16 protein-coding genes and 2 tRNA genes are annotated in these 23,534 nt (G+C 63.7%); 4 read left to right on the forward strand and 14 right to left on the reverse strand.

Going from position 1 to position 23,534, the window contains the following annotated elements; translation table 11 throughout:
• Nucleotides 1-54: 54 nt before the first annotated feature.
• The 5 genes from dinB to KY496_RS17740 all read right to left on the reverse strand — a co-directional run bounded on the left by dinB (nt 55) and on the right by KY496_RS17740 (nt 8,851).
• On the reverse strand, nt 55-1,143 hold the full coding sequence (gene dinB / locus KY496_RS17720) for a DNA polymerase IV (RefSeq protein WP_229409728.1): 1,089 nt from the start codon (nt 1,141-1,143) through the stop codon (nt 55-57).
• A gap of 58 nt (nt 1,144-1,201) precedes the next feature.
• Nucleotides 1,202-2,485 carry a DUF2254 domain-containing protein gene (locus KY496_RS17725; protein ID WP_005664444.1) on the reverse strand — a complete coding sequence of 428 codons (1,284 nt, stop codon included), beginning with the start codon at nt 2,483-2,485 and terminating at the stop codon, nt 1,202-1,204.
• 234 nt (nt 2,486-2,719) lie between these two features.
• The gene (locus KY496_RS17730) at nt 2,720-4,531 is read right to left on the reverse strand and encodes a S8 family peptidase (RefSeq protein ID WP_005664441.1); all 1,812 of its coding nucleotides are present in this window, start codon (nt 4,529-4,531) and stop codon (nt 2,720-2,722) included.
• 391 nt (nt 4,532-4,922) lie between these two features.
• Nucleotides 4,923-7,148, reverse strand: coding sequence for a TonB-dependent receptor (locus tag KY496_RS17735; protein ID WP_005664439.1), 2,226 nt, complete (start codon nt 7,146-7,148; stop codon nt 4,923-4,925).
• A 377-nt stretch (nt 7,149-7,525) separates the two neighbouring features.
• Complete coding sequence (locus KY496_RS17740) at nt 7,526-8,851, reverse strand: ISNCY family transposase (RefSeq protein ID WP_005671140.1); 1,326 nt, start codon at nt 8,849-8,851, stop codon at nt 7,526-7,528.
• Between the two features lie 183 nt (nt 8,852-9,034).
• On the opposite strand from KY496_RS17740, the gene KY496_RS17745 reads away from it, so the two are divergent.
• Nucleotides 9,035-9,110: transfer RNA gene (locus KY496_RS17745), tRNA-Val, on the forward strand.
• Between the two features lie 41 nt (nt 9,111-9,151).
• Nucleotides 9,152-9,228: transfer RNA gene (locus tag KY496_RS17750), tRNA-Asp, on the forward strand.
• A 75-nt stretch (nt 9,229-9,303) separates the two neighbouring features.
• Here KY496_RS17750 and KY496_RS17755 read toward each other — a convergent pair.
• A complete protein-coding gene (locus KY496_RS17755) occupies nt 9,304-10,455 on the reverse strand; it encodes a GGDEF domain-containing protein (RefSeq protein WP_071361059.1) in 1,152 nt (383 codons plus the stop codon).
• A gap of 247 nt (nt 10,456-10,702) precedes the next feature.
• Here KY496_RS17755 and KY496_RS17760 point away from each other — a divergent pair, with 247 nt between their 5' ends.
• Together KY496_RS17760 and KY496_RS17765 are read left to right on the forward strand one after the other, a co-directional pair.
• Nucleotides 10,703-11,188 (forward strand): cyclic nucleotide-binding domain-containing protein, encoded by a 486-nt coding sequence (locus KY496_RS17760; protein ID WP_005664435.1) that lies wholly within the window; start codon nt 10,703-10,705, stop codon nt 11,186-11,188.
• Nucleotides 11,185-12,369: an AI-2E family transporter gene (locus KY496_RS17765; RefSeq protein WP_219861812.1), complete on the forward strand. Its 1,185-nt coding sequence runs from the start codon at nt 11,185-11,187 to the stop codon at nt 12,367-12,369. Before KY496_RS17760 ends, KY496_RS17765 begins: the two co-directional genes overlap by 4 nt.
• A gap of 3 nt (nt 12,370-12,372) precedes the next feature.
• Here the strand turns inward: KY496_RS17765 and KY496_RS17770 are convergent, their stop codons facing one another.
• The 8 genes from KY496_RS17770 to KY496_RS17805 all read right to left on the reverse strand — a co-directional run bounded on the left by KY496_RS17770 (nt 12,373) and on the right by KY496_RS17805 (nt 23,519).
• Nucleotides 12,373-12,804 (reverse strand): PIN domain-containing protein, encoded by a 432-nt coding sequence (locus KY496_RS17770; protein ID WP_307189578.1) that lies wholly within the window; start codon nt 12,802-12,804, stop codon nt 12,373-12,375.
• A gap of 145 nt (nt 12,805-12,949) precedes the next feature.
• On the reverse strand, nt 12,950-13,417 hold the full coding sequence (locus KY496_RS17775; RefSeq protein WP_083415233.1) for a helix-turn-helix domain-containing protein: 468 nt from the start codon (nt 13,415-13,417) through the stop codon (nt 12,950-12,952).
• Between the two features lie 204 nt (nt 13,418-13,621).
• Complete coding sequence (locus KY496_RS17780; RefSeq protein WP_071363713.1) at nt 13,622-15,832, reverse strand: YgiQ family radical SAM protein; 2,211 nt, start codon at nt 15,830-15,832, stop codon at nt 13,622-13,624.
• Between the two features lie 167 nt (nt 15,833-15,999).
• Entirely contained in the window at nt 16,000-16,284 is a 285-nt protein-coding gene (locus KY496_RS17785) for a DUF4404 family protein (RefSeq protein ID WP_005664429.1), read from the reverse strand.
• Between the two features lie 254 nt (nt 16,285-16,538).
• A complete protein-coding gene (locus KY496_RS17790) occupies nt 16,539-18,698 on the reverse strand; it encodes a M3 family metallopeptidase (protein ID WP_005664428.1) in 2,160 nt (719 codons plus the stop codon).
• A gap of 67 nt (nt 18,699-18,765) precedes the next feature.
• Nucleotides 18,766-20,889, reverse strand: coding sequence for a M3 family metallopeptidase (locus KY496_RS17795; RefSeq protein WP_219861814.1), 2,124 nt, complete (start codon nt 20,887-20,889; stop codon nt 18,766-18,768).
• Between the two features lie 91 nt (nt 20,890-20,980).
• Nucleotides 20,981-23,128, reverse strand: coding sequence for a M3 family metallopeptidase (locus KY496_RS17800; RefSeq protein ID WP_219861815.1), 2,148 nt, complete (start codon nt 23,126-23,128; stop codon nt 20,981-20,983).
• A 187-nt stretch (nt 23,129-23,315) separates the two neighbouring features.
• Entirely contained in the window at nt 23,316-23,519 is a 204-nt protein-coding gene (locus tag KY496_RS17805) for a SlyX family protein (RefSeq protein ID WP_005664422.1), read from the reverse strand.
• Nucleotides 23,520-23,534: the final 15 nt, after the last annotated feature.

The raw sequence follows: 23,534 nt of genomic DNA on the forward strand, positions 1-23,534 counted from the left end.
TATTTCAAAGGATCGATATTCTACGCTGCTATATGGCAACGTCGCATAAAAAGCTCAGGACCTTATCGAATCGTCCAGAACGTCGTCGAACAGCCGCAGCTGCTCGACGGTTTCGGTGTCGCCCAGGCGCACGCCCACGCCCAGCAGGCGCACCGGGCGGCTGGCTCTAGCCCAGCCGGTCTCCATCAGGCGCGCATAGGTCGGAATATGTGGCGCATAGCCCACGCACTCGACCGTCGTCTGCTGGAAATCCGAGAATTTGATTTTCACGAACAACTTGTTGATGAATTTTTCGGCATTCGCGCGCTTGATCCGGCCCAGCAGGTGCTCGTATAAATCGGGCAGCAAGGCCAGGCAGCCGGCCAGGTCGGGCACGTCGGGCGTATAGGTTTCTTCGGTGCTGATCGACTTGCGCTCGCGCGAGACGTTCACCTCCCGATGGTCGATGCCGCGGCTCAGGTCGTATAAGCGCGCGCCGAAGCTGCCGAAGTGTTCCTGCAGCTGGTCCATGCTCCAGGCGCGCAGGTCGGCGCAGGTCTGCAGGCCGAGGCGGTTCATCTTTTCCGCCGTCACCTTGCCCACGCCGTGCAGCTTCTTGACCGGCAGCGCCGCCACGAAGGCGTCGACTTCGTCAGGGCGCACCAGGAACAGCCCGTCGGGCTTGTTCCAGTCGCTGGCGATCTTGGCCACGAACTTGTTCGGCGCCACGCCGGCCGAGGCGGTGATGCCGACGGTCTCGAAGATGCGGCGCCGGATCTCTTGCGCGATCAGGGTCGCGCTGCCCTTGCAGTGCGGGGAATCGGTGACGTCCAGGTAGGCTTCGTCGAGCGACAGCGGCTCGACGATCTCGGTGTAGTCCTGGTAGATCGCCATGATCTGGCGTGAGGCGATGCGGTATTTTTCCATCGCCGGCGGGATCACCAGCAGGTCGGGACACAGCTTGATGGCGGTGGCGGTGGCCATCGCCGAATGGATGCCGTAGCGCCGCGCCTCGTAGTTGCAGGTGGCGACCACGCCGCGCTGGTCGGGCCGGCCGCCCACGGCGAGCGGTCGGCCGCGCAGCGACGGATCGTCGCGCATCTCGACCGACGCATAAAAACAATCGCAATCGCAGTGGATGATTTTTCGAAGCGGGGCGTTCACTCTGAGGCGGCGCCCCGGGAACGGGAGCTGGGGCCGGCTACTGTAATTGCATACAGTATTATCCGAAACGCCGTTTCGTGCAAGCCGCCTTGCCCCAGAAATCCTCATGACGCCACCGCAGCTGCTCCAGGTCGGGCGCGAAGTCGAGGGCGCGTTCCGAGCGCGCCATCGCCATGCAGGCATGGCGCCGCGCCACGGCGCGCATCTGCTGCTCCCCGCAGCAACCGAGTTCGCCCAGCACCCGTTGCACGCGCAGCGCGACCTCGATGGCCCCGGCGCCATCGCGGGCCATGGCGGGAAACACGTCGTCGAACAGATCGTCGACCGACAAGACCGGTACCTCCACCAGGTCATATTCCGGCGCCTCGACCTCGACCGGGCGCGCCCACTCGCTCAGGATCCGGTACACCGAACCGAGCACCCCGATCGCGGTCCCGGGATCGTTGATGCCGCGAGACAGGGCGCGGCTGCCGATTTCCGCGAGCGCGACCAGGCCGAAACGGGGATCGTCGTCGAAGTGGCGCAGCGGACCGATGGTGAAGGCCTCGCGCAACAGGGCCGGCTCGACCGCTTCGCTGCAGGCGCCGTCCGGCAGCACATAGCCCAGCGGCCGGGACGGCACCACCATCGATCCCGGCACGACGGCCAGCGTGATGCGCAGCTTGCGCGCCGCCGCGATCCGCTGCAGGGCGGCCATGTCGACCCGCTGCAGGTAGCCGCTGGTGTCGCTGTGGAAGGCCAGGCCGATGGCCGGACCGAAAGCGGCCATGCCGCCCAGGCAGGGGCGGCGGCTGCGCTGGGCCATGGCGCGCGACGTGGCTTGCTCGACCTTGGCGATGACCGCGCCCAGGCGGCCGAGCCGCGCGATGCTGTCGACCCAGCGCACGAACACCACGATCACGAGCGCCAGCGAGGACAGCGTGAGCATGAACAAGGTGAACCGCCCCGCCTTGCCGAAATAATCGTTGGTGGTGGCGCTCAGGCCCACGATCGCGAAGATGAAGGCGCCGACGAAGATCGACAGCGCGTTCTGCGAGACGTCGTCGGCGACGATCAGCGGGAAGGCGCGCGCGGTGGCCGACTGGCCGGTCGACGCGTAGGCCGCCACCATCGACGCGACCGCGAACGTGGCCACGCCCAGCATGCTGGCGGCAATCACCTTCAATAATTCGATGACCGAGTTCTGTGCGATCTCCGGCACCTTCCAGTCGATCGGGATGTTGTCGGCGAGATGCGCCAGCGCCACGCCCGCGATGGACAGGATACAGGCGAGCAGCGGCTTGACCCACAGCCGCTCGCGCAGGCGATTGAGCAGGAACTGCAAGCGGTTCGGAAGCTGCATGGAGAAGCTCAGGAAGGAAACGCGGCCGGCGTCGGCTCGGGATTGGCAATTTGCATGCATACATTCTATGGACATAAAAACATTTGCACAAATGCCAACCGTGCGCAACAGTCCTGTTCGAACTTCCTGTCCCTCATCAGGCGGCGTCCGGCCATCCCGGGAACCCGGCGTGTACCGGCAAAAAAAAACGCGCGGCCGAGACCGCGCGTTCACCTCCTCCTGGCGCCGACGCGCTTACCAGGTGAGCTTCAGGCTGTACTTGCCATTGGTGGCGCCGGTGCCGCCACTGTAGTAGGTCACGCGCACGTAGCGGGTCGCCGCGCTGGTGCCCGTATTGCTGGAGCTGACGCTGTCCACCGCGCCGACGCCGTTCTGGCTGGTGCCCAGCTGCGTACCCGATGCGTTGTACACGTACAGGTCGTAGTCGGCATTGGAGAGGCCCGGGGTCAGGACCGCGCTCAGCGTTTTACCCGCCGGCAGGTCGACGCGGAAGTAATCCGTGTCGGTGGTCGAGCCGAGGTTGCCGTTCACGGTCGTGTTGCCGACCGTGACCAGGTCGGCGGTGGCGATGGTGTTGTTCGCCTCGCTCTCGGCCAGGGTCGTGGCCGCGGTGCCGCCGGTGGTGGCCGCATTGACCGCCGCGGTGGCGTCCACGATGCCGGTGCCGCAACCCGAGCAGCTGGCCGGGAAGGCGCGCGCCGTCGATTTCAGTTTCGACTCGATGTCGTCCGGCGTCAGGTTGGTGTTCAGCGCCAGCATCAGCGCCGCCACGCCGGCCACGTGCGGCGTGGCCATCGAGGTGCCCTGGTAGGCCGCATAGCTGTCCGAGGCCGGCGCGGTGGTGCCGGTGTTCAGCGTCGACAGCACGCCATAGGCGCCGTCGCCGCCCGGCGCCGCCACGTCGATCAGGGTGCCGTAGTTCGAGTAGGAAGCACGCCCGCCGGTGCGGCCGGTGGCCGCCACCGCGATCACGCCCGAGCAGTTGGCCGGGCTGGCGTTGCTGACGTTGACGGCGTCGTTGCCGGCGGCGACCACCACCACCGCGCCGCGCGAGCGGGCGCCGTTGATGGCGTTCTGGGTGGTCGCGCCGCAGGCGCCGCCGCCGCCCAGCGACAGGTTCAGCACGCGCGCCTTGTTGGCGTTGGCCGGCACGCCCGACACGCTGCCGCCCGACGACCAGGTGATCGCGTCGGCGATGTCCGAGGTATAGCCGCCGCACTTGCCGAGCACGCGCACCGGGACGATCTTGGCGTTGTAGGCCACGCCCGCCACGCCGGTGCCGTTGTTGGTGCGCGCCGCCACCGTGCCGGCGACGTGGGTGCCGTGCCAGCTCGAACCCTGGTCGCGGGTCGGCTGGCCGTTGCCGCATTCGCCGGCCACCACGGCGTCGCCCGGATCGCTGGCGTCGCTGTCGCGGCCGTTGCCGTCGTTGCCGATGGTGGCGGTGCTGATGAAGTCATAGCCGGCCAATAGCTGGCCCGAGAGGTCGGCGTGCGGGCGGTAGCCGGTATCGATCACCGCCACCACCACGCCGCTGCCGGTCGACTTGTCCCAGGCGGTCGGCAGGCGCAGGCCGCCGGCGGTTTCATAGTAGTGCCACTGGTCGGTGTAGCGCGGGTCGGTCGGCGTCGCCATATGGGTCATGATGCGGTCCGGCTCGGCGTACTCGATGGACGGGTCGCGCGCCATCATCTCGGCGGCCAGCGATTCGACTTCCTTCAGGTGGCGCCGGCGGTCCAGCTTGAACACCTGGGCGCCGGTCGAGATGGCATGGCTTTCCTTGACCACCATGCCGAACTGCTGGCCGGCGCGGTCGAGCTTCGCCTTGCGGTCGCTGCTCAGGCCGGCGACCCTGGCCGCGGCGCCATTGGCGGCGGCCTTCGAGTCGCGGTACTTCACGATGATACGGTCTGTCTCCACGACGAACTGCGGTGCGCCGCTGCCGCTCGCGCCGGCGGCCGCGAGGGCGGATCCGGCTCCCAGCGCCAGCGCGACCGCTGCACACATCTTCAACACGGTCGGATGAATCGAATGCGTTTGCTTCATGGTTCTTCCTTCTTCAAGGTTTTCCGTCAAGCGATGGCTCGCTTGTGTCGTTGTAGGACCGGCGGTGCCGGTGCCGTCTCGAGGCGGCAAACTCAGCTTAGCTTGAAGAAAAGAACTGGCAGGAATAAATTCCAACCGTTTTCGGCGTGCATACAACGGTTAACTCGGCATATTCAGCAGAAACATGATTTCTTCGGCAAATCGTTAAATACTCAAAATATTTAGTGCCATGATAAAGATGTTGAACAAGTATGCATTGCGAATAGTGTAATTAGCAGATAAATATTCATGCAACACTTCTGGTTTTTTGTGTCATGCACCGTGGGCAAAACGAAAAAAAGGGCCGCGCAATGCGCGGCCCTTCGGTTCAGGCGAACTGACTGTCAAACGATCAGAAATTGCCCTTGAACTGCATACCCCACTGGCGCGGCTCGTTGGTGAAACCGGTCAGGTTGTTGAAGTCGATGGCGCCGGTGATGCGGCGCTGGTCGAGGATGTTGCGGCCGAACGCGGCGACTTCGTACTTGCCGTTGCCGAAGATGTAGCCGACGCGCACGCCGCCTTCGGTCAGCGGGGCGCCGGTGAACTCGGTGGCCTCGTACAGGAAGAAGTTGATCTTGCTGCGGTACGACCAGTCGGTGAAGACGTACAGCTCGCCGTCACGGAACGGCACGCCGTAGCGGGCGGTCGCGTTGAAGGTCCAGCGCGGCGCCTGCGGCAGCGGGTTGCCGTCGATGACTACGCGACCAAAGGCGTTCAGCGGGTTGGTGACCGTGCACTGGGCGCACTTGTTCACCGACAGGCTGCCGTCGCGGATCTGCGTGTAGTTGTAGCTGGCGCCGGCGCTCACGCGCAGGGCGGTGCTGACGGCCGCTTCGAAGTCGAACTCGGCGCCCTTGCCCTTGGTCTTGTCGGCATTGATCAGGCGATTGACGTTCGAGTTGCCACCCACCACGGTCAGCTGCTGGTCTTCGATCGTGTAGTCATAGATCGAGAACGAGGTGCGGGCGCGGCGGTCGAACAGGTCGGCTTTCACGCCCAGCTCGAACGACTTGATGGTTTCCGAATCGGCCACGGTGATCGGCACTTCGGCCGAGGCGGCGGCGATGCTCGGTGCGCGGAAGCCGGTGGCGGCGCGGCCGTAGACGTTCACGGTCGGGGTCAGCTTGTAGGTCGCCGACAGGTCCCAGTTGATCTTGTCCTTGCTCTCTTCCACCGACGACGGGCCGATCTGGACGACGTTGGTCGCCTCGATGGTGCGGAATTCCTTCTCGTCCTTGGTGTAGCGCAGGCCGCCGCGGATGGTCCAGTCCGGGGTCAGGTCGTAGCTTGCCGATGCGAACGCGGCCCAGGCTTCGTTCTTCTGGTTCGAACGCAGGCGCGAGGTGCGCGCATAGGTGGTGCTGTTGAAGTTGTCGCTGCCGCCAGTCACGTCTTCGTCGAAGAAGTACAGGCCGGCCTGCCAGTTGAACGGGCCGGCGTAGGCCGACTCGAGGCGGAATTCCTGGGTGTACTGGTCCAGGTTCTCGATATAGCCGTTGGTCTCGACCTGGAACGGGATGAAGCCCGGGCCGGCCGGCGTGCCGCCGTCGATGTCGCCGCGGCTCGAGTAATCGATGATGTGCTCGTAACCGGTGATCGAGTGCAGCTTGTAGTTGCCCAGGTCCCACTGCAGGCGCAGGTTGATGCCGTTGGTCTTCAGGCTCTGGAAGTTCTGGGCGTTGGTGACGATATCGTCCAGGTCGGTGCCGTCGGCGAAGGTGTTGCTGCCCTTCTTGATCAGGTTGGCGCGGAACAGGCGCGCGCTGCCGTTGGTCTGGCGCTGGTGGAAGCCCAGCAGGCCGCTGAAGCCGTCCTTGCTGTACAAGAACTGCACGCGTTCGGCGTGCTCGTTGTAGCCGTCCAGTTCACCGGTCTTGCGGGTCTTGGCGACGTCGCTGAAGTTGTTGACGTAGTCGTCACGGTGCTGGCCGACGGCCGACACGCGCATCGCCACATTGGTCGACAGCGGCACGTTGACGGCGCCTTCGGCGTTCATCGTGTAGTGCGAGGCCGCCGACAGGTTGTAGTAGCCCTCGACCTTCTTCAGGTTCGGCTTTTCGGATTCGAATTTCACGACGCCGGCCGGGGTGTTGCGGCCGAACAGGGTGCCCTGCGGGCCGCGCAGCACTTCGACGCTGGCCAGGTCAAAGATCGGGAAGCCCTTCAGGATCGGATTCTCCTGCACGATGTCGTCGTACACCAGCGAGACCGGCTGCGAGGCGAAGGTGTTGAAGTCGGTGTTGCCGTAGCCGCGGATGTAGAAGCGCGGGAAGGTGCGGCCGTTCGACGATTCGACGTTCAGGCTCGGCACCTTGCCGGCCAGCAGGCGGATGTCTTCGCCGCCGGAGACCAGCACATCCAGCTTGTCGCCCTTGAGGGCGGTGACGGAGACCGGCACGTCGCGGATGTTCTCGGTGCGGCGCTGGGCCGTCACGGTCACGGATTGCAGCTGGAGGGACTGGTCGGACTCGGTCGTCTGGGCGAACGCCGGTGCGATCGGCAACGCGGCGGACAGCGCCAGCATTGCGCCATGCGCGCGGATGACGCGCTTGTGCATCTTGGACATCTTGGTCATTGGAGTGTTTCCTGTTGATTAAAAAAAGAACCGATGTCCCCGTTCCTCTTCTTATGGACGCTACCCCCGCCGGGTGCGCGAGCGGATATGACCCGCCCTCGGCAGCGCATCTCAGGCGCACATCTTTGCGATGTTTTTAAGGTTGCCGACTTGTCAAAGGCGGTATTGTCCGTGATGGGCATGTGCGACGGCAAGTAAATATCGCGTGTGTCGCCGCGATTACAACACATGCAGATGTGCCGGCTCGGGCTCCGCCTTCCGGTCCATCCGCCATGGGTCGAAAAAAGGTTTTTGATATTTTTTCGAAAAACCCTGTCAACGCTAAATAGAAATGTCCCCTGTTGCGCAAAGTAGAAATGTCCCTCTTGCCAATTTGATCACGGGTTGGTAACAGGGGCCAGATGCGATTTCGTATGGGCGAACTCAGCACGTACAGGGACGGTGCCCGGTTGCGTTTCCATGCGTTTTTTCCAGGGGTGTCCGATAGGCTGTGGCGGTTGGCGTCGGGCGAGTGCCTGCTCGACCTTGCCATTGATGTCCTTGCCGTCGATCGCCTCATGCTGCTTGATTGGCTTGCTGCTGCATGTGTGCTGCAAAACCCGGCCTTGCCAGACGACCTCGGTCGCACTTTCCGGATGGGTGACGATAGTAACGCTGGCGCCACGCAATGCTCGCCCCTGGTCGGCAATTTGGATCTGATACAGCAAGCCATTGAACTGACAGCTCAGGTTGCTCGACAGGCGGCGAGGTGTATGCACCGAGAGGATTCGGCGTAGAGCAGCTTCGGTTCCGCCATACGGCACATGAGCGTCTTCAGGCAGCACGGCCGTGACGGCAAAGCGCCGGTTGAAGGCGCGAATGAACTGCGGTAGCCAGGCATTGGCAGCCTGCTGGCTACTGATGCCCTGTAACCGCATCTCCTTTACCAAGCGGTCCTGCAAGGTCTGATTGGCTCGCTCGACTCGTCCCTTGGCCTGCGGGCTGTTAGCCTGGATGCCCTCGATACCGAGTTGTTCCAATGCGCGTGCAAACTGCGTTTGCCCTTCACCGACGCCACTCTTGTCGCCCGTGCTGATCCGGAAGATGCTATGACGATCGCTGTACAGGGCCGCTGGCAGGCCATGATTTCTGATGTGCTCCTCCAGCAAACTCATGTATCCAAGCGTCGTCTCGGCATCGACGAAACGCAATGCCATCAGCTCGCTCGTGGCATCGTCGATAAACACCAACAGGCTGCAGCGGGGCGCGCGGCCCTCGAACCAGTCGTGCGGCGATCCATCGATCTGGATCAGCTCTCCGCGCCGCGCCCTGCGCTCGCGCATTGCGTGTGTCCGCGCTGTTGCGCCACGACGCGGTTTCCACAGTTGCGCCGCAATCATCGCCTTGCGCACCGTTTCCACTGATAGGCGGATCTCATGCAGTTCGTCGAGCTTCTCGCATGCCAACGTCGGACCGAAATCCGCATAGTGCGCCCTGATCAGGTCCAATGCCTTGGACAGCTTCTCTTGTGGCGTGCGTCGATTCGACGGTTTGCCCCGGCTCTTGCTCAGTAGCCCTGCATTGCCCTCGTCGAGCATACGCCGCTTCAGACGTTTCACCTGGCGCGTGCTGATGCCCAGCCTCCTGGCAGCACTTTCCTGATCCAGCTTACCCTCAACTACCTGTGCCATCACCTGGCTACGCAACACGTCTTTGGCTGTCATCTTGAGCACTGTCCCGTCCCCCTTCAGGGCATCCTAGGGGACATTTCTACTTAGCGGAGAGGGGACATTACTACTTTGCGCTAACAATTTTTTCGAAAAACCCTTGCAGACCTTGAAAGCCACCCTCTATAATTCGGGCCTCTTCGGACGCAATGACAAGCGTCAGATAGAAACCACCGAGATGGGCGCTTAGCTCAGTTGGTAGAGCGGATCCCTTACAAGGATTAGGTCGGGAGTTCGAGCCTCTCAGCGCCCACCAAAGCATCTCGATGGTCGATCGAAGGTACGATCAGAGTAAACGGAGCGGTAGTTCAGTTGGTTAGAATACCGGCCTGTCACGCCGGGGGTCGCGGGTTCGAGCCCCGTCCGCTCCGCCAGCATCAAGGAAGAAGGGTCCGATTCGTCGGACCCTTTTTCTTTTTCCGTTCCTGGTTTTATCTGCGGTCTTCGGTTCACGCCCGGCGCCGCACCGGATCCCCGACTTCCACCCGATCGCGTCCCGCGCGCTTGGCCGTATACAAGGCATGGTCGGCGCGCGCCAGCGCCGCGCTCAGGTCTTCGTTCGGATCGAGCACCACCACGCCGATACTGACCGTCATCGTGTAGCTCGGCCCGCTGGTGATCACGGTGGCCGCGCGCACCGCCTGGCGCAGGCGCTGGGCCGCCTGCATCGCGGCGTCGATGTCGGCGCCGGGCAGCATCATCGCGAATTCCTCGCCGCCCAGGCGGCCGATGGTCTCGTGCTCGCGCATCACGTCGCGCGCGGTGCGGGCGAACACCTGGAGGGCGTCGTCGCCGCTGGCGTGGCCCCAGCGGTCGTTGATCTGCTTGAAGTGGTCGATGTCGATCATCATCAGCGCCAGCGGATGGCGCTGGCGCTGGGAGGCCAGGCGCGCGCGCTCGGCGCGCTCCATGAAGGCATGGCGGTTGGGCAGGCCGGTAAGGCAGTCGGTGGAGGCCAGCCGGGCCATGCGCGCATCGTCCTTCTGCTTGCACAGCAAGAGGAAACCGAAGCCGTTGACGATCATGAGCATGTAGCCGGCCAGGTAGGCCGCTTCGCGCGCCAGCACGTGGTCGAACGGCCCCTTGCCCAGCAGGGTCGAGCCGGCCCACAGCGAGACCGCGACGGCGAACAGCGCATCGTTGATGCCGATGATCCGCTGCAGCAGCGACGCATGGCGCCGGCGCAGCAGCACCCAGGCCATGGCGGCGGCAAACAGCGCCACCACGCCCGCCACCAGGGCGCTGAGCTGGGCGTGGCTGGCGCCATGGACGCCGGCCGCGATCACCACCGCGGACGACAGCACGGCAATCGGCAACACGATCCGGCCCCAGCGCGTGAAGCCGAAGAACACGCAGTAGGCCGCCATCTCGAGCGATACCGCGAGGATCCAGCCGATGCCTTCCAGCCCCCCCAGGAAGGCCAGGCCGACCATCGGACGGGCCCAGCCGGCCAGCTGGCTCAGGCCCATGCCCAGGCGCGCCCACATCCACAGGTGCAATCCCGGATTGCGCTGCGCACCGTGGGTATATCCTGCCATCAGGATCGCAAAGCCGACGTTACCGATCCCGAGCGCAAGAAGAAAAGTCTGTATATCGATCACTGCCTGTCCTCTTCGGGAACGTTGGCCGGGCCATGCGCGACGGCTCGCATGGCAAATATCACTACAACAACTACTGTTGCCGTAAAGAATTTATGTTACACGGTTTCCAATATCGTGGTGCGCACGTTTGAAGGATGTATGAACAACACGCCACACTGTCGTGCACGGCTGCAGCTTTTTGATGCGCAGCAGCATCCAATCGCGGATAATCAAACAGACAACACACCGCACCACGCCGGAGCATCACGTGATTTTTCGTTTCCTCAAGCCCCCTCGGATGTCGCCGCGCCTGCACCGGCTGAAGAGTTCATCGCTGTTCAGTGCGCTCACTCCGCTGGAATTGAAGATCGTCGATGGATTGCTGCACGAGCGCCGCTATCTAAAGGATGAGATCGTTTTCGACGAGGGCGAGGAAGGCCAGGCGCTGTATCTCCTGATGAGCGGCCGGGTGCGCATCAGCCGCCTGCACGAGGGCATGACCCAGGTGGTGGCCGAGCTGGAGCCGGGCGGCTTCTTCGGCGACCTGGCCCTGCTCGACAACTCGCCGCGCAATGCCCAGGCGCGCGCGCTCGAACCATGCGAGGTGGCGGTGTTCTTCCGCGCCGACTTCCTGGGCCTGATGGAAACCGACGCCGTCCTCGGCTACAAGATCTCGCTGGCGCTGGCGCGCCACATCGGCCTGCGCCTGCGCGAATGGATGGGCACCGGACGGCCGCAACTGGAAGCGCTATGAGTCCGGTGCCGGGCATCGTCAACGGTCCCGAGCGCGCCGGTCCCGTGGTCTGGACCGGGATCGTCGCCGCCACCTGCCTGTTGCTGCTGGTGGTCCAGCAACTGCTGTGGCTATTCCTGCCCTTCATCTTCGGCACCGTGCTCTATTACATCCTGCTGGGACCGATGCAGCGCATGGTGCGTTCGGGCTTCAGCCGCAATGCGGCCGCGGCCTGGGTCTGCACCCTGTTCTTCGGGCTGGCCGCGCTGGCGCTGGCGGCGGCCCTGAGCTGGAGCGACGGACCGGAAGAAGACTCGTGGGAAGCGACCATCGGCCTGTATCTCGATGGCGGGGTGGCGTTTGTCCGCACCTCGCTGGCCATGCTCGAGGCGAAATTCCCGATCCTGGCCGAGATGCGGCTGACCTCGACCGTCGACATGGCCTTCACCACCTATACCAACGACTTCGCGCAGAACCACCTGGGCGACATCGTGGTCGGCGTCATGACCTGGGTGCCGTCGCTGCTGCTGGCGCCCTTCCTCACCTTCTTCCTGCTGCGCGACGGCGTGCGCTTCAAGAAGTTCTTGGCGCGGGCGGTGCCGAACGCCTACTTCGAGCGTGCGCTGTACCTGCTGCACGAAGTCGACCAGACCGCGCGCCGCTATTTCGAAGGCTTGCTGAAGCTGACCGTGCTCGACACGCTGGTGCTGGCGCTGGGCCTGTGGGTGATCGGCGTGTCGTCGCCCTTGCTGCTCGGCTTGATCTCGGCCGTGCTGGCCTGGGTGCCGTTCGTCGGGTCGATTGCCGGCTGCGTGCTGGTGGTGATCGTGGCGTCGACCGATGCGCCGGGCAATCCGCTGATGGCCTACGGGGCGATCGGGGTGTTCGTGCTGGTGCGGCTGCTGGACGACTTCCTGTTCATGCCGCTCACCCTCGGCCGCAGCCTGCACATCCACCCGCTGGTGACGGTGCTGATGATTTTTATCGGCGGCATGCTGGCCGGCGTGGTCGGGCTGATGCTGGTGCTGCCGCTGCTGGGGGTGGTGATGGTGATCGGCGAAACGCTGGGGACGCTGGTTACCAATCCGCGGCTGCGGGCAAGGCATCGGTATGCGCGGGCCTTGCGGACCAGGCAGGCCAGCGTGGACCTGGACATCGCGCGCGAGCGGCGCGGGGCGCCGACGCCCAATTCGAAGCCATAAAAGCTAGATCAGGCCGATCGCATTGCGCAATATTTGGCACATCTGAGGCAAACCTTGCTGTTCAAGCGTGGCAATATAATCCTCAGCTGATTTCGGCGGTTTTCTTAATTTCATGCGACACGTCTTCATCATGCTGAGGATGCCAATCTTGTCCAAGTCGTATTGCGCGACAAGAAAATCGTCAGGGTGCAGAATCTCGATTGCATGTCGAGAAACCATTCCTTCAGGAAAGTCTTTCAGATTGAAAGTGACGATAGCGTCTGCATGACCAACGATCGCGGCCGCCAGGACATGTCGATCATCGATATCAGGTAACGCTAACGTTGGAATGAGATACTCATAGTCCCGGACAATGGCATCTTCGACAGCTGCATTCATGAGCGATGCCGTATACAGCAGCTTTTCCTTGTTCAGATCCGGGCGCTTATCAATCAAATGCGAATCCACTCATCCTGTATCTCGGCCGTCCAGCGCGCACGGTAAACCCCTTCGGCACCCAGCGTCATCAGGATGTCCCTGAGAGGCGCGGGATAAGGAACGCACGCGTCTAGAACAGCCGTATACTGGACGTTCCCTGCCATCAATATCCCATATCGAGTTCTTGTGCTTGATCAACTAATTCTTGAAGCGCTGAATGAGCGGTTTTCTTGCGCTGCTCTTTATATGCAACCACATCCTCAAACTTGATACGACGATGCGTCCCTACTTTATGGTGAGGAATCTTTCCATCATCCAGCATCTTGACTAAATAGGGACGAGATACATTCAAGAACATTGCTGCTTCTTGAGTAGTGACATAAAGCTCCTTGGGCATGATAGCAACCGCATTGCCTTGGGCCAGCGAACCCAACATATCCGCAAACAAACGCAGCACTTTTGGGGGCAATTTCAGAATCGGAGAGTCTTCGATACGCTCTACGCCATCTTCCAAAATTGCGATATTAACCGCCCGAGAGTGGTCAAGAGCACTGACGATGCACCGTTGTGCGGCTTTCGCAAGCTCGACATCTTCCTTACTTTCCAAGCGATCAATCATTTCAGACATCATTTTGCTCCTGGTGTTGTTCGGAGTGCGTTCTTGCACGCCTGCCCCAATGCATTGTAAACGAATTCTGCGAAATAAACGAAATAAACGCAACGGCGTGCGTGATCCTTCGCTTGTGGGTTGATGCTTCACAAATTCATTACGACTGTATTGTATGGACGAAAAAAAACCGGGAGGCTAGTCCCGGTTCCGATCGGTATTGCACCGCTATTTCCGTCCCGCCGCTTTCGGCTTGGACTTGATGGTCGACAGGATCGACGGCTTGACCTTCGACGGCGGCGCCATGAATGGCGTTCCCGCCGACGCGCGGTCATTCCGACGTTCGCTACGCTGGCCGCCAGGGCCCGCAGCCCGCTTCGGCGCCACCTCGATCACACGGCCCTTCGGCGGTGCACCGGCCGGACGACGCTCTTCACGCGCCGCACCCGGCAACTCGCCGCCCGGCGGCGGAATCAAATGCCGCTCGCCATTGCCGATCAAGTCGGTCCGTCCCATGCGCTTCAGGCCTTCGCGCAGGATCGGCCAGTTCTCCGGATCGTAGTAGCGCAGGAAGGCCTTGTGCAGCTTGCGCGTCTTGCCGCTCTTGGCGGTTTCGACGACCTCGGAATCCTCGGTCACCTTGGCCAGCGGGTTCTTGCGCGAGTGGTACATGGTGGTCGCCATCGCCATCGGCGTCGGCGTGAAGGTCTGCACCTGGTCCAGCTTGAAGTTGTTCTTCTTCAGCCACAGCGCCAGGTTCAGCATGTCCTCGTCGGTCGAGCCGGGGTGGGCCGCGATGAAGTACGGAATCAGGTACTGCTTCTTGCCCGCCTCGACCGAATACTTGTCGAACAGGCGCTTGAACTCGTCATAGGCGCCGATGCCCGGCTTCATCATCTTCGACAGCGTGCCCTGCTCGGTATGCTCCGGCGCGATCTTCAAGAGGCCGCCCACGTGGTGGGTCACCAGCTCTTTCACGTACTCGGGCGAGCGCACGGCCAGGTCGTAGCGCAGGCCGGAACCGATCAGGATCTTCTTGATGCCGGGGATGGCGCGCGCCTTGCGGTACAGCGAGATCAGCTTGCTGTGGTCGGTGCCCAGGTTGGAGCAGATGGTCGGATACACGCACGACAGGCGGCGGCAGCTTTCCTCGATCTTCTTGTCCTTGCAGGCCAGGCGGTACATATTCGCCGTCGGGCCGCCCAGGTCGGTGATGGTGCCGGCGAAGTTCTTGGTCGTGTCGCGGATCAGCTCGATCTCGCGCAGGATCGACGGCTCCGAGCGGCTCTGGATGATGCGGCCTTCGTGCTCGGTGATCGAGCAGAAGGTGCAGCCGCCGAAGCAGCCGCGCATGATGTTCACCGAATAACGGATCATTTCCCAAGCCGGGATATGGGCCTTGCCATAGCTCGGGTGCGGCGCGCGCGCGTATGGCAGGTCGTAGACGTTGTCCATCTCGTCCATGGCCAGCGGCAGCGGCGGCGGATTGAGCCAGACGTCGCGGTCGCCGTGCGCCTGCACCAGCGCGCGCGCATTGCCCGGGTTCGACTCCAGGTGGAACACGCGCGAAGCGTGCGCATACATCACAGGATCTTCGCTGACGGTTTCGAACGACGGCAGGCGCACCACGGTCTTGGCGGCCTTTTCGCGGGCCGCGGCCTGGCGCTGCTCGCGCGTCATGATGACCACCGGCTTGACTTCCGGCTCCGGCGCGGCGTTGTCGAGCGCGCAAGTCTTCGGGTCTTCCAGCGCCATCGCGTACGGGTTCGGCTGCTTGTCGATGCGGCCCGGCACGTCCACACGGGTGGAGTTATGCACCGACCACTCTTCGTCCGGCAGCCAGCCCTGCGGCACCAGGAAGGCGGTGCCGCGCAGGTCGCGGATGGTCTTGATGTTCTCGCCCGCTGCGATGCGGCGCGTGACGTCGACCAGGGCCCGCTCGGCATTGCCGAAGATGACCAGGTCGGCCTTCGACTCGAACAGCACCGAGCGGCGCACCTTGTCGGACCAGTAATCGTAGTGGGCGATGCGGCGCAGCGAGGCTTCGATGCTGCCGGCGATCACCGGCACGCCGGGGAAGGCTTCGCGGGCGCGCTGGCAATACACGGTGACGGCGCGGTCGGGACGCTTGTTCGGCTCGGCGTTGGGGGTATAGGCGTCGTCGGAACGGATCTTGCGGTCGGCCGTGTAGCGGTTGACCATCGAGTCCATATTGCCGGCGGTGATGCCCCAGTACAGATTGGGCTTGCCCAGCGCGCGGAACGGTTCGACCGAGGTCCAGTCGGGCTGGCTGATGATGCCGACGCGGTAACCCTGCGCTTCCAGCAGGCGGCCGACCAGGGCCATGCCGAAGCTCGGGTGGTCGATGTAGGCGTCGCCCGTGATCAGGATGATGTCGCACGAATCCCAGCCCAATTTGTCCATTTCGGCACGGGACATCGGGAGAAAAGGTGCGGCAGCGGCGCGGCTGGAGCGCTTGGCGACCGTCGCAAAGAGATTGGCTGGGGAGTTCATTGGCCGGCATTGTACCGGAAAACCATTTATGGGGCATCGGACAGCCCCGAAAAATGGCTTAAAATCAATGACTTGTGGCTTATTCGCCTACGTTAGATACCCATATTCGACAGGATTTGGCCCAGTTCGCGCAGGCCGGACTCGACGCGCGGGTGGCGGGCGGCGAAGCGCGCCGCCAGTTCCTGGGTGCGCGAACCCAGGCCGTAGGTGTTGGCGTCGAGCTGCTGCTCGGCGCGGCGCTCCAGCACTTTCTCGATGTCGCCATCGAGCTGGCGCAGCAGCGTTTCCAGTTCGACATCGGTGTCGCCCGTCTCTTGCAGTTCGCGGTGCAGGGCTTTCAGGCGTGCCTTCAGGTCGGCATCGTGTTCGGATTGCATCGTGTTCTCCGGTGTTGGCTCGATTTCATTGTAAGCCATGGGGGGCGGGAGGAGGAACACGGCTGTGGGAGGAGCGGTTTGCAGAGTACTTGGACTCCCGCCTTCGCGGGAGCGACATGCATGAGTTATTGGCCAAAGAGTTGCAGTCAACTCTTCCCTACTCTCAAACAACGTCGCTCCCGCGAAGGCGGGAGCCCAAGTTTCTCAGCAAACCACGACGCCCGTCATGTCACCACGACCGGCGCAAACCGGCATCACTCGCCGGTCAAACCACGACGCTCCAGCAGCGGCTTGATGTCCGCATCCTTGCCGCGGAAGTTGCGGTACATCTGCATCGCATCCAGCGTGCCGCCGCGCGACAGCAGGGTCTTGCGGAAGTGGTCGCCGTTCTTGCGGGTCAGGCCGCCGTTGGCCTTGAACCATTCGACGGTGTCGGCGTCCAGCTTCTCGGCCCACAGGTAGCCGTAGTAGCCGGCCGAGTAGCCGCCAGAGAAGGTGTGCGAGAAGTAGGTGCTGCGGTAGCGCGGCGGCACCAGGGCGAAGTCGACGCCGGCCTTCTTGAGCGCCTCAGCCTCGAAGGCCAGCACGTCCTGCGGGATCTGGTTCGGGGCCAGCTGGTGCCAGGCCTGGTCCAGCAGCGCCGCGGCCAGGTACTCGGTGGTGCGGAAGCCTTCGTTGAACTGCGACGAGGCCTGAACCTTGTCCAGCAATTCCTTCGGCATCGGCTCGCCGGTCTGGTAGTGCTTGGCGTAGTTGGCCAGCACTTCGGGCCAGGCCATCCACATCTCGTTCACCTGCGACGGGAACTCGACGTAGTCGCGCGGCACGCGCGAACCCGAGAAACGCGGGTACTGCACGTCCGAGAACATGCCGTGCAGCGCGTGGCCGAACTCGTGGAAGGTGGTGCGCACTTCGTCGTACGTCAAGAGCGTCGGCTCGCCGGCGGCCGGCTTGGTCACGTTCAGGTTGTTGGCGATGACCGGCTTGGTACCCAGCAGCTTGCTCTGAGGGACCCAGGCGTTGGCCCAGGCGCCGCCGCGCTTGTTCGAGCGCGCGTACGGATCGAAGGTGAAGATCGCCAGCTGCTTGCCGTCGGCGTCGAACACGTCGAACATGCGCACGTCTTCGTTGTAGCCCGGCAGGTCCTTGCGCTCCTTGAAGGTCAGGCCGAATTCCTTGTTGGCGGCGAAGAACACGCCGTCGACCAGCACGCGGTTCAGTTCGAAGTACGGGCGCAGCTGGCCGGCATCGAAAGCGTAGCGCTGGGCGCGCACCTTGTCGCTGTAGAAGGCCCAGTCATGCGCGGCGGCCTTGAAGCCACCTTTTTCGGCATCGATCACCTTCTGGATGTCGGCCGCCTCTTTCCTGGCGTTGTTGACGGCAGGCGTGGCCAGTTCGCCCAGCAGGGCGTTGACGGCGTCGGTGGTCTTCGCGGTCTGCTCTTCCAGGTTGTAGGCGGCGTGGTTCGGGTAGCCCAGCAGCACGGCGCGCTCGGCGCGCAGCTTGGCGATCTGCAGGACGATCTGGCGGGTGTCGAACTCGCCGCCGCGGCTGCCGCGCGCCATCGAGGCCGACAGCAGCTTGGCGCGGGTGTCGCGGTTGGTCAATACCGACAGGTCCGCCTGCTGGGTGGTGTTCACGACCGGGATCACGAACTTGCCGTCCAGGCCGCGCTTTTTGGCCTCAAGCGCGGCGGCGTCGATCGCCTTGTCGCTCATGCCGGCCAGCTCGGCGCGGGTGTCGACCACCAGCGCCGATGCATTGGCTTCCTTCAGCGTGTTCTGGGCGAACTGGGTCTGCAGGGCGGCCAGCTTGCTGTTGTATTCCTTCAGCTTGACCTTATCGGCTTCGGACAGCTTGGCGCCGGCGCGTTCGAAGTCGTTGTTGTAGCGGTCCAGCAGGTAGGCCGATTCGGCGTCCAGCTTGAGGCTGTCGCGCTTGTCGTACAGGGTCTTGATGCGCTGGTACAGCTTGGCGTTCAGGCGGATCGCGTCGCTGTGCTGCGACAGCTTCGGCGCCATCTCGCGGCCCAGGGCGATCAGGGTGTCGTTGGTGTAGGAGCCCGACAGGGTGCCGAAGGCGGTGCTCACGCGCGCCAGCATGCGGCCCGAGCGCTCCATCGCGACGATGGTGTTCTCGAAGGTCGGCGCGGCCTTGTTGTTGGCGATCTTCTCGATCTCGAGCGCGTGCTGGCGCATGCCTTCTTCGTAGGCCGGCGCGAAGTGCTCGTTGCGGATCTTGTCCCAGGCCGGGTAGTTGAACGGCAGCGCGCTCTCTTTCGCGAACGGGTTCGAGGCGTCGAACCTGGCCGACGCGGCGCTGGCCGCTGCCGCTGGCGCGGCGGGCGCCGCATGGGCGATGTTCAGGACGGCTGCGCTCACGGCGGCGGCCAGCAGGAAGTGGGTACGTTTCATCTTGTTTGCGTCTCGTTGTGAAGGTAGTGCGGAAGGAAGCCGGCGCGGGGCCGGCTTGCCGGGCGGCTTAGTTCAGGCCGCGGCGCTCCAGCAGCGGCTCGATGACCGGGTCACGGCCGCGGAAGTCGCGGTACATTTCGACCGCGTCCATGGTGCCGCCCCTGGACAGCACCTTCTGGCGGAACACGTCGCCGTTCTTGCGCAGCAGGCCGCCGTTTTCCTTGAACCACTCGCCGGCATCGGCGTCCAGGCGCTCGGCCCACAGGTAGCTGTAGTAGCCGGCCGAGTAACCGCCGCCCATGGCGTGCGAGAAGTAGGTGCTGCGGTAGCGCGGCGGCACCGGCGCGAAATCGAGGCCGGCCTCTTTCAATGCCTGCTGCTCGAAGGCGATCACGTCGCTCGGCATCTGCTTCGAACCCAGCTGGTGCCATTTCTGGTCCAGCACCGCGGCCGCCAGGTACTCGGTGGTGCGGTAGCCTTCGTTGAAGCGCTGGGCGGCGCGCAGCTTGTCCAGCAGCTCTTTCGGCATCGGCGCGCCGGTCTGGTAGTGCTTCGCGTAGTTGGCCAGCACTTCAGGCCAGGCCATCCACATCTCGTAGACCTGCGACGGCAGCTCGACGTAGTCGCGCGGCACGCTGGTGCCCGAGAAGCGCGGGTACTTCACCTTCGAGAACCAGCCGTGGGTGGCGTGGCCCAGTTCGTGGAAGGTGGTGCGCACTTCGTCCCAGGTGAGCAGGGTCGGTTCGCCGGCGGCCGGCTTGGTCAGGTTCAGGTTGTTGGTGATGACCGGCTTCTGGTTCAGCAGGAAACTCTGGTCGACCAGGGAGCTCATCCAGGCGCCGCCGCGCTTGTTCGAACGCGCATACGGGTCGATCACGAAGATCGCCAGGTGCTCGCCGTTTTCCTCGAACACGTCGTACACGCGCACGTCCGGATCATAGGTCGGCAGGTCGGTGCGCTGCTTGAAGGTGATGCCCCACAGCTGGTTGGCGGCGAAGAAGGCGCCCTTCTCCAGCACGTTGTTGAACTCGAAGTAGGGCTTGAGCTGGTTGGCGTCGAAGGCGTACTTGGCGGTGCGCACCTTGTCGCTGTAGTAGCTCCAGTCCTGGGCGCCCACCTGGAACCCGCCTTTTTCGGCATCGATCACCTGCTGGATCTCGGCAGCCTCTTTCTTGGCGTTGCGCACGGCCGGCGCGGTCAGGTCGCCCAGCAGCTTGTTGACCGAGGCGGTGTCCTTGGCGGTCTGGTCTTCCAGCGAATAGGCGGCGTAGCTGTCGTAGCCCAGCAGTTCGGCGCGCTCGGCGCGCAGCTTGGCCAGCTGCAGCACGACGTTGCGGTTGTCGAATTCGCCGCCGCGCGCGCCGCGGATCATCGAGGTGGTCAAGAGCTTCTCGCGGGTGCCGCGCACGCTCAGCTGCGCCATCGCCGGCTGCTGCGTGGTGTTCACCACCGGGATCACGAACTTGCCGTCCAGGCCGCGCTTCTTCGCTTCCACGGCGGCCGCTTCGATCGCTTTTTCCGGCAGGCCGGCCAGCTCTTCGCGGGTGTCGACCACGAAGGCCGAGGCGTTCACTTCACGCAGCACGTTCTGGCTGAACTGGGTCTGCAGCGCCGCCAGCTGGGCGTTGTAGCCTTTCAGCTTGGCCTTGTCGGCCTCGGACAGATTGGCGCCGGAACGCACGAAGTCCTTGTAGTAGCGCTCGAGCAGGAACTTCGATTCGGCGTCCAGGCCCAGCGAATCGCGCTTGTCGTGCAGGGTCTTGATGCGCGCGAACAGCTTCGGGTTCAGGCGGATCGCATCGCCGTGGGCGGCGAACTTCGGCGCCAGGTCTTTTTGCAGCGCCTGCAGGGTGTCGTTGGTGTACGAACCGGTCAGGGCGGAGAACACCGAGCGCACGCGCGTCAGCAGTTCGCCCGAACGCTCCATCGCCACGATCGTGTTCTCGAAGGTCGGCGCGGCCTTGTTGTCGGCGATCTTCGCGACCTCGAGCGCTTCCAGGCGCATGCCTTCGGCAAAGGCCGGCGCGAAGTGCTCGTTCCGGATCTTGTCGAAAGCCGGGTAGCCGTACTGCAGGGTGCTCGGCTTGGCGAACGGATTCGACGCTTCCAGGGCCGCGGCGGCGGGTTGGGCGAAGGAGAAGGTGGCCATGGCGACGCTGGCTGCGATCAGCAGCATTTGTGGACGGTTCATTGTGTCTCTTGTGCGTTGTGGGAAAGAAGTACTGCAAATAGCACGCCGCCCTCACCCGCTGCTCGTGACAGCGTATGAGGGCGGCGCGATATCAGTTGCCGGAAGGCTTGGTCTCGACCAGGCCACGGCGCTCGAGCAGCGGTCCGATTTCCGGATCGCGGCCGCGGAAGTCGCGGAACAGGTCCATCGCTTCCGCGGTGCCGCCGCGCGACAGCAGGGTCTTGCGGAAGTGATCGCCGTTCTTGCGGGTCAGGCCGCCGCTTTCGGTGAACCACTTGACGGTCTCGGCGTCGAGACGCTCGCTCCACAGGTAGGCGTAGTAGCCGGCCGAATAGCCGCCGCCCATCGAGTGCGAGAAGTAACCGGTGCGGTAGCGCGGCGGCACTGGCGGATAGGCCACGCCGGCATCCTGCAGCGCCTTGGCTTCGAACGACAGCACGTCCGTCGGGATCTGGCTCGGGGTCAGCTGGTGCCAGCGCTGGTCGAGCAGCGCCGCGGCCAGGTATTCGGTGGTGCGGTAGCCCTGGGCGAACTTCTTCGAAGCGACGACTTTATCGAGCAAATCCTTCGGCATCGGCGCGCCGGTCTGGTGGTGCTTGGCGTAGTTGGCCAGCACCTCGGGCCAGGTCACCCACATCTCGTTGACCTGCGACGGATACTCGACGAAGTCGCGCGGCACGTTGGTGCCCGAGAACTTCGGATACTTCACGTTCGAGAACATGCCGTGCAGTGCGTGGCCGAACTCGTGGAAGGTGGTGACCACTTCATCGTAGGTCAGCAGGGTCGGCTCGCCCTTCGGCGGCTTGGGGATGTTCAGGTGGTTGCCGATCACCGGCTTGTGACCCAGCAGGTGCGACTGCGAGACGTATTCGTTCATCCAGGCGCCGCCCTGCTTGTTGCCGCGGGCATAGGGGTCGAAGATGAAGATCGCCAACGGCTTGCCGTCGACGTCGAAGATGTCGTACACGGTCACGTCCGGGTTGTACACCGGCAGGTCGGTGCGCTGCTTGAAGGTGATGCCGAATTCCTTGGTGGCGGCGAAGAACACGCCGTCGACCAGCACGCGATTCAATTCGAAGTAAGGGCGCAGCTGGCTCTCGTCGAAGTTGAAGGTCGCGGCGCGCACCTTGTCCTGGTACATCGGCCAGTCCCAGGCGGCGACCTGGTACTTGCCGCCCTCTTTGTCGATGACCTTCTGGATCTCGGCCGCTTCCTTCTTGGCGTTGTTGACGGCAGGCGCGGCCAGGTCGCCCAGCAGCTTGTTGACGGCGGCCGGGTTGCGCGCGGTTTCCAGTTCCTGCGAATAGGCCGCGAAGTTCGGGTAGCCCAGCAGCACGGCGCGCTCGGCGCGCAGCTTGACCAGGCGCAGCACCTGCTCCGTGGTGTCGAACTGGCCGCCATGGGTGCCGCGTTCCAGCGACGCCTTCATCAGGCGCTCGCGCGTGGCGCGGGAGGTCAGGAACGACAGGGCCGGCTGGCTCGAGGTGTTCACGATCGGGATCGCGAACTTGCCTTTCTGGCCGCGCTTGGCGGCTTCGTCGGCGGCGGCGCTGATCTGCGCATCGCTCATGCCGGCCAGTTCGGCGCGGGTGTTCACGATCAGGGCCGCGGCATTGGCGCCCTTGAGCACGCGCTGCTGGAAGTCCGACTGCAGCGAGGCGATCTCGCCATTGAATTTCTTCAGCTTGGCCTGGTCGGCCTTGGACAGGTTGGCGCCGGCGCGCACGAATTCCTTGTAATAGCGCTCGAGCAGGTGGACCGACTCGGCGTCCAGGCCCAGCGTATCGCGCTTGTCGTGCAGCGCTTTCACGCGCGCGAACAGTTTCGGGTTCAGGTGGATGGCGTCGGAGTGGGCCGCCAGCTTGGGCGACATCTCGCGGTCGACCGCGTCCAGCGTGTCGTTGGTGTTGGCGCCCTGCAGGTTCGAGAAGGTCGCGACCACACGCGCCAGCAGCTGGCCGGAACGTTCCAGCGCCACGATGGTGTTCTCGAAAGTAGGCGCGGCCTTGTCGCCCGCGATCGCTTCGACTTCGCGCAGTTCTTCGCGCATGCCGGCATGGAAGGCGGGCAGGAAGTGCGCGTCCTTGATCTTGTCGAAGGCCGGGTAGTTCAGCGGCAGGCTGCTGGGCTGGGCGAAGGGGTTGGAGGCGTCGAGCGCGGGAGCGGCGGGGGCGGCAATTGCGGTTGCATGCGCCAGCGCCACGCTGGCTGCGATGATGAGCAGTTGTGGACGGGTCATGAGGTCTTTCGCGAACACTAGGGAAGGCGCCGTCGGGGCTAGCTCGACGGCAGTGCGCTGAAGATCATAGCAGGCTTGCATGCCCACCGTCACAATTAAAAAGTATTGCAATGTATCAGGAAACACGCCCCGTACTTACGCGCGTAAAGACATGTATGCATGGCCAGGCCGGCCATGCGGCGCGGCGTCAGTAATGCGGTGGACGTTCGTTGAGGGGCGCCTGGCCGGCGTCGCGCAGGGTGCGCACGTGGTCGGCCAGCTTGGCGACCATCGCCTCGAGCTGGTCGATGCGGCGATCCTGGCGGTAGATGGTCTTGTTCAGCTCGTCCAACAGGTCTTCCTGCTGGGCGAGCTTGATTTCGAGACTGACGAAGCGGTCTTCCTGGGTCATGGCGGACTCCGGCAA

The organism is Massilia sp. NP310 (assembly GCF_019443485.1).
Classification (GTDB): domain Bacteria; phylum Pseudomonadota; class Gammaproteobacteria; order Burkholderiales; family Burkholderiaceae_D; genus Telluria; species Telluria timonae.

What these genes read in the sequence shown, in the direction of transcription:
- KY496_RS17725 (WP_005664444.1), bottom strand. Translation starts at nt 2,485, where the DNA reads ATGCAGCTTCCGAACCGCTTGCAGTTCCTGCTCAATCGCCTGCGCGAG.
- KY496_RS17730 (WP_005664441.1), bottom strand. Translation starts at nt 4,531, where the DNA reads ATGAAGCAAACGCATTCGATTCATCCGACCGTGTTGAAGATGTGTGCA.
- KY496_RS17735 (WP_005664439.1), bottom strand. Translation starts at nt 7,148, where the DNA reads ATGACCAAGATGTCCAAGATGCACAAGCGCGTCATCCGCGCGCATGGC.
- KY496_RS17740 (WP_005671140.1), bottom strand. Translation starts at nt 8,851, where the DNA reads ATGACAGCCAAAGACGTGTTGCGTAGCCAGGTGATGGCACAGGTAGTT.
- KY496_RS17765 (WP_219861812.1), top strand. Translation starts at nt 11,185, where the DNA reads ATGAGTCCGGTGCCGGGCATCGTCAACGGTCCCGAGCGCGCCGGTCCC.
- KY496_RS17775 (WP_083415233.1), bottom strand. Translation starts at nt 13,417, where the DNA reads ATGATGTCTGAAATGATTGATCGCTTGGAAAGTAAGGAAGATGTCGAG.
- KY496_RS17780 (WP_071363713.1), bottom strand. Translation starts at nt 15,832, where the DNA reads ATGTCCCGTGCCGAAATGGACAAATTGGGCTGGGATTCGTGCGACATC.
- KY496_RS17785 (WP_005664429.1), bottom strand. Translation starts at nt 16,284, where the DNA reads ATGCAATCCGAACACGATGCCGACCTGAAGGCACGCCTGAAAGCCCTG.
- KY496_RS17790 (WP_005664428.1), bottom strand. Translation starts at nt 18,698, where the DNA reads ATGAAACGTACCCACTTCCTGCTGGCCGCCGCCGTGAGCGCAGCCGTC.
- KY496_RS17795 (WP_219861814.1), bottom strand. Translation starts at nt 20,889, where the DNA reads ATGAACCGTCCACAAATGCTGCTGATCGCAGCCAGCGTCGCCATGGCC.
- KY496_RS17800 (WP_219861815.1), bottom strand. Translation starts at nt 23,128, where the DNA reads ATGACCCGTCCACAACTGCTCATCATCGCAGCCAGCGTGGCGCTGGCG.
- KY496_RS17805 (WP_005664422.1), bottom strand. Translation starts at nt 23,519, where the DNA reads ATGACCCAGGAAGACCGCTTCGTCAGTCTCGAAATCAAGCTCGCCCAG.